General features: G+C 62.8%; 10 protein-coding genes and 1 pseudogene. 3 read left to right on the top strand and 8 right to left on the bottom strand.

The window, feature by feature from the left end:
• The coding region (locus EN984_RS08670; protein ID WP_164765410.1) for an aldehyde dehydrogenase family protein at positions 1 to 1,145 on the bottom strand (1,145 nt) is incomplete at its 3' end.
• Positions 1,146 to 1,231: 86 nt separating this feature from the next.
• On the opposite strand from EN984_RS08670, the gene EN984_RS08665 reads away from it, so the two are divergent.
• The 3 genes from EN984_RS08665 (at position 1,232) to EN984_RS08655 (ending at position 4,114) form a co-directional block, all read left to right on the top strand.
• Positions 1,232 to 2,230 (top strand): 4-hydroxythreonine-4-phosphate dehydrogenase PdxA, encoded by a 999-nt coding sequence (locus EN984_RS08665; protein WP_127269667.1) that lies wholly within the window; start codon positions 1,232 to 1,234, stop codon positions 2,228 to 2,230.
• Positions 2,231 to 2,267: 37 nt separating this feature from the next.
• The gene (locus EN984_RS08660; protein WP_024505477.1) at positions 2,268 to 3,269 is read left to right on the top strand and encodes a LacI family DNA-binding transcriptional regulator; all 1,002 of its coding nucleotides are present in this window, start codon (positions 2,268 to 2,270) and stop codon (positions 3,267 to 3,269) included.
• 77 nt (positions 3,270 to 3,346) lie between these two features.
• A complete protein-coding gene (locus tag EN984_RS08655) occupies positions 3,347 to 4,114 on the top strand; it encodes an SDR family NAD(P)-dependent oxidoreductase (protein ID WP_127269669.1) in 768 nt (255 codons plus the stop codon).
• A gap of 148 nt (positions 4,115 to 4,262) precedes the next feature.
• Here the strand turns inward: EN984_RS08655 and EN984_RS08650 are convergent, their stop codons facing one another.
• From EN984_RS08650 to EN984_RS37615, 7 genes and pseudogenes are all read right to left on the bottom strand, one after another.
• Positions 4,263 to 5,273 carry an ABC transporter permease gene (locus EN984_RS08650; protein ID WP_164748729.1) on the bottom strand — a complete coding sequence of 337 codons (1,011 nt, stop codon included), beginning with the start codon at positions 5,271 to 5,273 and terminating at the stop codon, positions 4,263 to 4,265.
• A gap of 24 nt (positions 5,274 to 5,297) precedes the next feature.
• A complete protein-coding gene (locus EN984_RS08645) occupies positions 5,298 to 6,281 on the bottom strand; it encodes an ABC transporter permease (protein ID WP_127269673.1) in 984 nt (327 codons plus the stop codon).
• Positions 6,278 to 7,831, bottom strand: coding sequence for a sugar ABC transporter ATP-binding protein (locus EN984_RS08640; RefSeq protein ID WP_127269675.1), 1,554 nt, complete (start codon positions 7,829 to 7,831; stop codon positions 6,278 to 6,280). Before EN984_RS08640 ends, EN984_RS08645 begins: the two co-directional genes overlap by 4 nt.
• A gap of 84 nt (positions 7,832 to 7,915) precedes the next feature.
• Positions 7,916 to 9,157, bottom strand: coding sequence for a sugar ABC transporter substrate-binding protein (locus EN984_RS08635; protein ID WP_024504867.1), 1,242 nt, complete (start codon positions 9,155 to 9,157; stop codon positions 7,916 to 7,918).
• Positions 9,158 to 9,389: 232 nt separating this feature from the next.
• On the bottom strand, positions 9,390 to 9,566 hold the full coding sequence (locus EN984_RS38175) for a hypothetical protein (protein ID WP_206517416.1): 177 nt from the start codon (positions 9,564 to 9,566) through the stop codon (positions 9,390 to 9,392).
• A 17-nt stretch (positions 9,567 to 9,583) separates the two neighbouring features.
• On the bottom strand, positions 9,584 to 10,297 hold the full coding sequence (locus tag EN984_RS08630) for an HAD-IA family hydrolase (RefSeq protein ID WP_127268070.1): 714 nt from the start codon (positions 10,295 to 10,297) through the stop codon (positions 9,584 to 9,586).
• Between the two features lie 210 nt (positions 10,298 to 10,507).
• Positions 10,508 to 10,796, bottom strand: a pseudogene (locus tag EN984_RS37615) (L-idonate 5-dehydrogenase); the annotation flags it as partial.

Raw genomic sequence — 10,796 nt, 5'->3', positions numbered from 1 at the left:
CCCTTGTCCAGACCTTCGGGACGCTGGCCGCCGCAAAGGATACGGGCGCCCGGCGTCTGCCGCGCCATTTCGATATAGCGTTCGACACGATCGAACTGCTTGCGCGATACGATACAGCCCACCTGTGTCGCTTCATCCAGCGGGTTTCCAACCCGAAAAGACGGAATGCCGGCCAGGACGCGCTCGATCACCGCATCATAGATGGCGTCGTGGATATAGATCCGCGTACCGGCGGAACACGACTGGCCCTGACGCTGAAGCCGAAGCCCCTGCAGAATGCCACGCGCCGCGCGATCGACATTGGCATCAGCCAGGACGATGTTCGGATTCTTGCCACCGAGTTCGGCTGTGACTGGTATGATCTTGTCGGCGGCGTAGTGCATGATCAAGGCGCCGACGGCGCTCGATCCGGTGAAGCTGATCTTGCGTACAGCCGGATGTTGGCAAAGCAGGCGACCTGCTTCCTCGCCGAGCCCGGTGATTGCGTTCGCGACGCCGGGTGGCAGAACCGCCTGCAGCAGTTCGAACACCCGAAGCACTGCCAAGGGTGCTTGCTCGGCCGGCTTTAGCACGACGGTGTTGCCCGCGGCGAGTGCCGGGGCGATCTTGCTGGCAAGCTGCATCAGCGGTGCATTCCACGGAATGATCGCGCCAACGACTCCAAGCGCCTCGCGTCGCGTATAGAGCAGCCGGCCAGGATCGGGCGGATAGGTCTGGCCGTTGATCTCGCCGGCCAGGCCACCGAAATAACGCAGGATGTCGACCATGGTGCCGGCTTCATTGCGCGATTGGGTTGGAAGTGCGTTGCCAGTCTCCAGCGACGAGAGCCGGGCAATGTCTTCACGGAAGCCGTCGAGATGATCGGCTGCCCGCATGAGCAGGGCGCCGCGCTCTCTCGCCGGCGTTGCCGACCAAGACCGGAACGCAAGGGAAGCCGCATCCACCGCAGAATTGACATCCTCTATGCCGCAGCGTGGCGCAGAGCCGATGATCTCTTCGGTGGCGGGGTTCTCGATATCGAATTGCGCGGTTGTGAGCGCTTTTCTCAAGCCGCCGCCGCAGACGATCTGGCCCGAAAGTCGTCTCGCTTCCGTGGTTTGCGCGCCGATGCGCGCTTCAAGAGAGTCTGTTGCAAAGGCTTTCATATGAGATGGCTTCTGTCGTTTTTGATTGAGCATACGTATGCACTCTGTTAGACATTTGAAATGAGTTTGTCAAACAGGAGTGAGAAATGTCTGTGACAACAATCGGCCTCGTCGCGGGAGACCCATCCGGTGTCGGTCCGGAACTTTGCGCCAAATTGGTCAATGCAAAGGGGCGCCAGAGTGACCTTCGCGTTGCCGTCTTTTGTGGGAAAGGGAGCTTTCGCGACGGAATGCGAATCGCTGGACTCGATGCTGAAATCCCGGTCGTCGATGGCGTCTCATCAATTCCGGAGCGTGGCGGCGTGGCGCTGATTTCAGGTCTGGATCGAGGCGGCCACAAACCCGGTGTGGCGAGCGCGGAGGGCGGAACTGCCACGCTCGCGGCGCTGGAGAGTGCAGCAGACGCGGCCGGGGCAGGGCAGCTCGATGCGATTGTCTATGGTCCGCTCAACAAACAGGCGATGTGGCTGGCCGGTCACAAGGCGATCGACGAACTGCATTTTTTCTCAAATCGCCTCGGGGTTACTGGCTTCTGCTGCGAAATGAATAACCAGGGGGCTCTCTGGACGGCCCGCGTAACCTCGCATATCCCGCTTCGCGCCGTGGCCGACAACATCTCCGTGGAGTCCATCATTGCGGCCACGGTGGCCGGCGCCAGGGCGGTCGAATCATCAAGCGGCAAACGTGCGAGAATAGCCGTTGCCGGCCTTAACCCGCATTTGGGAGAAGGCGGCGCAATGGGCACTGAGGAGATCGAGATTATCCTCCCCGCTGTCGAAAGGCTAAAGGAGCTTGGATACGATGTCGCCGGCCTCTATCCGGCCGATACCGTCTTTCTGCGTGTGGGGCCGGAGAAGCTCGACTTGATCATCACCATGTTCCACGATCAGGGCCAGATCGCGCTGAAGACACTCGGTTTCACCAACACCTCGACCGTTCTTGGCGGATTGCCGCTGCCAATCGTTACCGCCTCGCAAGGAACAGCCTACGACATTGTTGGCCAAAATCGCGCCGACCCCGCCGGGCTGACAGCAGCGTTTGATCTCGCGCATCGTCTTGCTATTGCTGCGCGCAAGGCAGCATAACAGGCGCAAAAGCTGATTTGCGCAAAGGATCCAATGCATGAGACGGTCAACTTCGGTGGATGTCGCGCGGGAGGCTGGCGTATCGCAATCGACGGTGTCTCGCGCGCTCGCCGGCGACGGGAGGATTTCAGAGGAGACAAAGAAAAAGATTCGCAAGACGGCGGAGCGCTTGGGCTATACGCCAAATGGGATCGCGCGAAGCCTGCAGACGAAGAAGACGAATATGGTTGGCCTGATCATGGCCGATATCCTCAATCCGTTCTACCCGGCCGTCCTGGAAATCTACACCCAGAAGCTCAACGCCATGGGCAAGCAGCTCCTGTTGCTTTCCGTGCCCAAGGGTTTCGAAGTCGATGACGTGCTGCCATCGATGCTTCAGTACGAGATCGACGGTTTGATCGTCACGTCAGCTGTGTTGTCGTCGCGAATGCGCGACATCCTGCACAACAGGAACACTCGGGTGGTTTTGTTCAACCGCTCCGTCGACGACTTTTCGATCAATTCAGTGTGCTGCGAGAACAGGTCGGCTTCTATGGAAGTTGCCGCCCTTCTTGTTGCCGCAGGGCATAGGCGTATAGCCCTTATAGGGGGCCGCCCTGATACGTCGACCCACCGCGAACGTAGCGCCGGCTTTCAGGATGAATTGCGCCGCCATGGAGTCCAAATCATTGGCGAGCAATTCGGCGAAAACACCTATGGCGGGGGTTACAGGGCAGCGATCAATCTGCTGTCCGGCCCGACTCCCCCGGACGCCATCTTCTGTATCGCCGATGTCATGGCGCTTGGCGCGCTGGATGCCGCGCGCTTCGGGCTTGGGCTGAAAGTTCCGCGCGATGTTTCCATCGTGGGCTTCGATGACATTCCCTCGGCCGCCTGGCCGGCATACGACCTCACCACCTTCCGCCAGCCGATCGAGGCGATGGTGGGGCGGTCCCTGTCCCTGCTGTTTGATCCGGCAGACTTTCCACCAGCGGCTATTCGCATACCCGGCGAACTGATCATTCGCGGCTCTACCAACATTGGTCCTGCAACCGCCTGAGCTGATCAACGCCAGATACTAATTTAGCAAATACATATGCATACGTATTCTCAATTTGAGGAAATGGAGAGTGATTTATGGAGGAAAATCAAGTCGCGCCAAATTTCAGGCTGGACGGAAAACGGGCGCTTGTTACCGGAGCCGGGCGGGGGCTGGGACTGGCCGCCGCTCATGCGCTCGCCCACTTTGGTGCCGAGGTCGTTCTGGCCGCCCGCACATTGAGCGAGGTGGAGGCTGCCGCGGCCAATATCACTCGCGCGGGCGGACAAGCCGAAGCCATCGCTCTCGATATCCGGGACGTTTCGGCAGTGAGTGAAGCTGTTTCACACAGGCCGGCTTTTCACGTGCTGGTCAATAATGCCGGGATGAACCGCACCAACCCATTCCTTGACGTAACGCGGGCCGATTTCGACGACATCATCGGGCTCAACCTGCGCGCTTCCTTCTTTGTAGCGCAGATCGTCGCGCGGCGCATGGTCGAGCAAGGCGTGGGCGGAAGCATCATAAATATGTCGTCGCAGATGGGCCATGTCGGCGCCGCGACGCGCAGCGTCTACTGCGCCTCTAAATGGGCGATGGAGGGGATGACCAAGGCTACGGCAATAGATCTGGCTCCATACAAGATCCGTGTCAACACCGTCTGCCCGACGTTTGTCGAAACGCCGCTCGCTCAGAATTTTCTCAAGAATGAGGCCTTCAGGGCGGAGGTGCTGTCCAAGATAAAGCTTGGCCGCATCGGTCATGTCGACGACATAACCGGGGCGGTTGTCTTCCTGGCGTCCGATGCATCCTCTCTCATGACGGGATCGTCCATGATCATCGACGGCGGTTGGACTGCGGACTAAGAACCTGCTGGAGGGTCGCATGATCTGGATGCCGGACAGGCGAACCCCGGAATGAGAGCGCGATTTCAGGAACGGCGCTCGTAAGCCTTCGTGCCCGAGGTTTGGCGGGCGGTGTTCTGATCGGATCGGCGGCGAGCCGGGCGCGCCATCAGCGTCGCGAAAAGCCGTCGAGCATCACTGCGAAGATGATGATGGCGCCTTTCAGGATCGCCTGTTGGGCGGGTCCGACGCCAGTGATGCTCAACCCATTGTCGACGACGCCGATGATCAGCGTACCGAGCAGCACGCCGACGATGCTGCCCTTGCCGCCCGACAGGCTGACGCCGCCGATGGCAACCGCGGCGATCGTCGATAGTTCGAGGCCGGTCGTCTGCGCCATCGTGGCGCTCATGTAGCGCGACATGCTGATTACGGCGCCGATCGCATAGAAGCTGCCGGCAATGGCGAACACGATGATGCGCACGCGCACCACGCGCACGCCGCTGATGAAGGCCGATCGGGAATTGCCCCCAACGGCGTAGATTTCGGCCCCGAAAGCGGTCCGGTGCAGGACGAAATAGCTGAGCGCCACGATCGCGAAGAACAGGATGACCGGGTTGGGCACGTAGAGCAGGCTGCCCTGGCCGATGAAGGCAATGCTCGAGGGGATGCTGTCGACGAAGCCACTGCCGGTCACCTGATAGGCGAGCCCGACGCCGATTTGCCAGACGCCAAGCGTCACGATCAGGGATGGCAACCGCAGCCGTGCCACGAGGAAACCGTTGGCGGTGCCGAACGCGACGCCAACGAAGAGCATCACCGGGATGGCGAGAAGCGGAGAGATCGCGATGCCGAGAAGGCTGAATTGCGGGTTGGTGGTGACGAGGCTGCCGCCGACCATCAGCGTCACCGCCACGATGCCGCTCACCGAGAGATCGAGGCCTACCGTGAGCACCACGAACGCCTGCCCGCAGGCGGCAATGCCTCGGATGGACGACTGGATCAGCACGTTCGCGAGGTTTTCGGTGCCGATTGTGGCGCCGCGCGTGACGATTGCGAACCCCGCGATCAAGGCGGCGAGGATGAGCAGGCGCACGAAGTCGTCGCTGGTCAGTACGCCGAAGCCAAAGCCTCGGCGGCCCGGCCCGGCATCCGCTTCCCGAAGTTGGTCGACGATCACTCTGGTTGCCTCCGCAATTGCATGTCAGGCCGTGATGCGGGTTGGCCGCTCGCGGCGGCGGAAGAATTCGATCGACACCGCCAGGATGATGACCGCACCTTTGACCGTGTTCTGGACGTCGGTGCTGGCGCCCATGGCGCCGAGGCCGCTGTCGATGACGGCGAGGATCAGTGTCCCTAACAACACGCCGAGCACGGTGCCGCGGCCGCCATAGATGCTGACGCCGCCGATCGCGACAGCGGCGATGCTGTCGAGCTGCAGCCCGCTCAGCGTCCTGATCGAGACCGACATCATCCGCGATTCGATCGACAGGGCGGCGAGTGCGACCATCAGTCCCGAGATCACGAAGACGAGGAACTGCACGCGCCGGACCTTGATGCCGGAGAGATACGCGCTGGCGGAATTGCCGCCGACGGCATAGATGGCTCGGCCGAAGGACGTGTGGCTGAGCACGAAATGCGCCAGCGCGAAGAGCAGGAGCATCTCAATGACCGGCACGGGCACGCCCCGGATCGAGCCCTGTCCCAGCATGCTAAGGCTCGAAGGCAGATCGGTGATCGTGTAGCCGCCGCCGACGAGTTGGGCGAGACCCAGGCCGATCTGCCACATGCCGAGCGTCGCGATCAGCGCGGGCACGCGCAGCCGCGCGACCAGCAGGCCGTTGACGGCGCCCATCACGATGCCGACGAGCAGGATAATGGCGATACCGACGGGAACTGGCCAAGGATCGCCGCCGACCATGTTGAGGTCGAAGCGGCTGGTCAGCGTGGAAGCGCCAAGTACGCTTGCGAAGACGCCGATGCCGTAGAGCGACACGTCGATGCCTCCCGTCAGGATGACAAAGGTCTGGCCGATAGCGGCTATGCCGATGATGGAACTCTGCAGCAGGATGTTGGACAGCCCGCGCGCACTGTAGGTAACGCCTCCGGTTAAGAGGCCGAACACGACGATCAGCGCCACGAGTATGAGCGCGCGCAGCACGTTGTCGTTGCGCAGGAAGCTCTTCATCCGTGCGCCTCCGGCACGCCAGCGATATCGGCGCCCTTGTCGCCGCGCACGAGCACCATTTCGAGCAAGTCGCGCTCGCTGACCCGATCGGGCGCGACTTCGCGTGTGATCCGGCCCTGCGCCATGATCAGGATGCGGTCCGACGCCACCATGATCTCGCGCATGTCGGATGACAGCAGCAAAACGCCGACGCCCCGCTCCCGCGCCTGGCGGCGGATGACGTCGTAGATCTCCTGGCGGGCGCCGACGTCGATACCCCGGGTCGGCTCGTCGAGAATGAAGAGCTTCGAACCGGCGGCGATCCACTTGCCGATGACCACCTTCTGCTGGTTGCCGCCGCTGAGCAGTCGCACGAGCTTGCCCGGTTCGCGCGGCCGCAGCCCCACATCGTCCATCACTCGGGCCACCAGGCCGCGCACCCGGCGGCCGACGAGCACGCCCGCAGTCGTCACTCGGCTCAGTGCCGGCAGCACCATGTTGAAGCCGACCGAGTGCTCCTGGACGATGCCTTCGGCCTGGCGATCCTCGCTGACGAAGCCGATGCCGAGCCGGCGCGCCTTGCTCGGCGTCATCGTGGCGACGTTCACCGCCACGCCATCGAAGTGAAGGCTGCCCTTGACACGGGTTCCGTCCGGCAGCGCACCGACGATGGCGCGCGCGAGTTCGCTCTTGCCCGCGCCGATCACGCCGGCGATGCCGACGATGGTGCCCTTCGCGATGGTCAGGTCGATTCCTTCGAACAGGCCGTCGGCGGAAAATCCGGAGAGTTCGAGGAGCCTGCCGGCGCCCGGTCCGGCCGCCTGCCGCAACGTTGATGTGCTGTCAACCGGCTTGCCGGTCATGCGCTCGACCAGCGTCGCCATGTCGATTTCGGCGATGCCGCAGCTCTTGACGACGGCGCCGTCGCGCAGGATCGTCACCCGGTCGGCGAGCGCGAAGACTTCTTCGAGTTTGTGCGAGATGTAGACGATGGCGACGCCGCGCTGCTTGAGCACCCTGACGAGGCCATAGAGATTGTCGATCTCGACGCGCGACAAGGCGGAGGACGGCTCATCCATGATGAAGACGGCCGGATCGTAGGAGAGGGCGCGCGCGATCTCCACTTCCTGCTGGTCGGCCACCTTCAGGTCGCCGACCGTGGCATCGGGCGACACTCTGCTGCCGAGCCGCTGCAGGATCTGCGCGGCCTCGCGGCGCGCCTTGGGCCAGTCGACCTTGCCCCAGCGGGCGGGCAGGCGGCCGAGAAGGATATTCTCGGTGACGCTCAGATACTGGACCAGGCCGAACTCCTGATAGACCATCGAGACGCCGTTGCGCTGCGCCTCGGATGGATTGGAAAACTGGGCCTGCTTGCTGCGCACCGTGTATTCGCCGCTGTCGGGCCGCAGCACGCCCATGAGGATCTTCATCAATGAGCTTTTGCCGGCGCCGTTCTCGCCGAGAAGGGCGTGGACCTCGCCGGCGCGCAATTCGAGCGCCACGTCCCTCAGAATCTTGATGCTCCCGAAGGACTTGGTGATGCCCACCATGCTCAGGACGATGTCACCCACGCGTGTCTCACCTGTTCCCTGGATACCGCCCGGCGTCTGTCGCGCGGTGGGATTGCAGCCACCCGCGCGACGAACGGATGCGCCTCAATAGCCGAGGAGGCTCTTGCGGTCGGCGAGCGTCGGGACGGGGAGGCCGATCTCCTTGGTGTCGAGGACTGGCCAGTAGTTCCACTTGCCGAGCGGCATGTCGGTGAAGGCGACGGTTCCGCCCCACATATGCGCTGCATCCGTGTCGATCGTCGCACCCGTCAGGAGCGGCATCGGCAGCAATACTCGGCGCGGCAGCTTGACCGTTCCGGAATTGGCATCGCCGTCGCCCAACGGCTGCTTGAGCACGGTGTGCCAGAGGAACTGCTTCACGACGACATCGATCTGGTGCCACGGGTTGTTCGACACCGTGAAGTCGAAGGTGCCGTCGCGCAAAGGTGCCAGCATCGCCTTGTCGATATCCTGGAGGATGACGACGACGTGGTTCGGATCGCCGGCGGGCGCCAGACGGTCGACGGAGCGCAGGCCCTCTGTGATGGCGCCGGCATCGCCGAACTGGGGATAGATGGCCTTGATGTCGGGATAGCGGGCAAAGGCATCCTGGATAGCCTTGATCACCGACTCCGGCTGGCCGGACGTGTCGACCGATTCGACGATCTCGACAGCGGGATCTCCCGCCAGCCCCAGACCGACGCCGTGGTGACGGGCCTGGCAGATCGGCAGGGCGCGTGCGCCCCAGATCTCCAGCACGCGATAAGGCTTCTCGGCGGTAGCGCCCGCCGTTTTGGCGAGTTCGGAGAATTTCACGCCGATCTGGCCGTTGCCTTCCATCGTGTCGGCATCATAGCCGGCAAAGCCGGTGAGCTTGTCGGTGTTGGCCGGAAGCACCCAGTTGTAGACGTCGATCCCGGATGCGATGGCCTTGTCGATGGTGGTGGCCATGGAGGTCGGGTCGATGGGATGCAGCACGATCGCGTCGTAGGCGTGCGTGGCGATGGCGTCTTCCATCAGGCGCGTCTGCGTCGGCACGTCGAATTCGGCCGAGCTCGTGGTGAAGGTCGCGCCGGCTTCCTCGAGCTGGGTCTGCAGGAGATGCTGCGCGATGACCTGGTAGTCGTCGCCCATCCACACCGGCAAATAGAGCACCTTGTAGGGCGACCCGTCCTGCTTGACGGCGATCCCCTTGTAAGGCTGCCACTGGACACGGCTCGGATCTATGAGACCCTTGATCTTGCCCCAGTCGGCCTCGGGTATGAAGTCCGGTCGCGCGGCTTCCTGGGCCGTCGCGGCAAATGCCAGGGACAGCGAGAATAAAGCTGCCGCTATATATTTCTTCATTGAATTCCTCCTCCAAACTCTTCCTGCCATTCGCGAATGCGGTACCTGGGGTACCGGCATTGCCTCCCTGCTGCGAAAGAAGACCTCCAATTCGTTTGCTGAAGCTATTCGGTGATAGGGGTGATGAACTATAGAAGCATGCAGCCGAACAAATATTGCCTGGAAGCACTGTCCTAAGGCAAATCCCCAACCGAAGTCCTAGCCGCCCCGGCAAGAGGGCTCAAATCGTTGTTCACCATGTCGGCATCGCGAACGGCGAGGAAACGGTGATATTCAGGTGGAGGGATGGCCGCGCTTTGTCGTCACCACGCCCTGCCTTCGCAATCGGGCCAGTGTTCTTCGACAAGCTCAGGATGAGGTAGGAAGCGGGCGAGCCTAGACCGACCGAGAAGGAGAATGCCGGCGCCATTGGCGCGACCGCCACCGTCAGGTGTCGAGCTTGGTGGCCATGTCCTCGATGTCGTCGGCGATGACATCCCAATCCGCCTCGGCGGCAAGGTCGATCGCTTGGTTGGGGCCGAATTCGGTGGGACGCAGGAAGAAGCCGGTCATCAAACCGTACTTGCGCGCGTTGGCGAGGTCGCCATTGTGCGCCGACGCCAGCATGACCTCGCCCGGTTCGAGATTGAGCAGCCGGGCGCTGCCCAGGTAGGTGTCGGGATGCGGCTTGAAGCGTGAGAACATGTCGGAGCCGAAGACCACGTCCCACGGCAGGTTCGCGCCCTTTGCCATGTCGACCAGCAGGCGCACGTTGCCGTTCGAAAGCGAGCCGACGATGTATTTGGTCTTCAGCCGCGTCAGGCCCGCCACGGCATCCGGCCAGGCCTTGAGGCGATGCCAGCCGAGGTTGATGTCGCGCAGGTCGTCCTCTCTGAAGCCGGTGACGCCAACATCGCGCATGGCCTCGTCGAGCAGTTCGCGATGCAGGTCGTCGAGGAGGCCGTAGTCCCGCGTGCCCGCGGTTACTTCATCGAGCATCCGGTGATAGCCGTGGCGCCATGCGTCGGCGACGGCGGCCCAGTCGCCGTTGACGCCGCGCTTGCCACCGAGTTCCTTCATTTCGGCGACCAGGCTGCCGCGCCAGTCCACCACGGATCCGAATGTGTCGAAGACGATGGCTACGGGTTTCTTGCTGGACATGGCGGTCTTCTCTTCGAATTTGGAAAAAGGGGAGCACCGGCGGGTTTCGCGGTGCGTGCTATGAGGCGCATCGTATCGAGGGTCTTCCTCCCATCGAAACTAACGGAGAGCCCGGCGAAGGAAAGTATCCGTTGGGCACCCCCCACCTCGCGGAACGTGGCGGCAGCCTGCGTCGCGCCGCGGAAGGCGATCGCCGCGCGACGACTGCGTTCAGGCGAAGGCGATCTGTACCTTGATGGCCCGGCTCTTGTCGCCTGCCAGCAGGAAGGCGTCATTGGCATCAGTGACCGGCATGGTCGCGCTGTGCAGCGGCGCCACGTCGATCCGGCCCGAACCAATGAGCTTGGCGGCGAGCGAAAACTCGCCGGCGAAGCGGAAGCTGCCGCGCAGCACCAGTTCCTTGCCGACGATGGTCGAGATCGGCAGTTCGGGGACGGCGCCCTGGCCGACGGGCACGATGGTGCTGCGCGGCTGTGTCGCGCGCAGCACCATCGTGCCC

The sequence above is a fragment of the Mesorhizobium sp. M7A.F.Ca.CA.004.12.1.1 genome (assembly GCF_003997835.1).
Taxonomy (GTDB): domain Bacteria; phylum Pseudomonadota; class Alphaproteobacteria; order Rhizobiales; family Rhizobiaceae; genus Mesorhizobium.
This window is presented reverse-complemented; position numbering and strand designations above follow the sequence as displayed.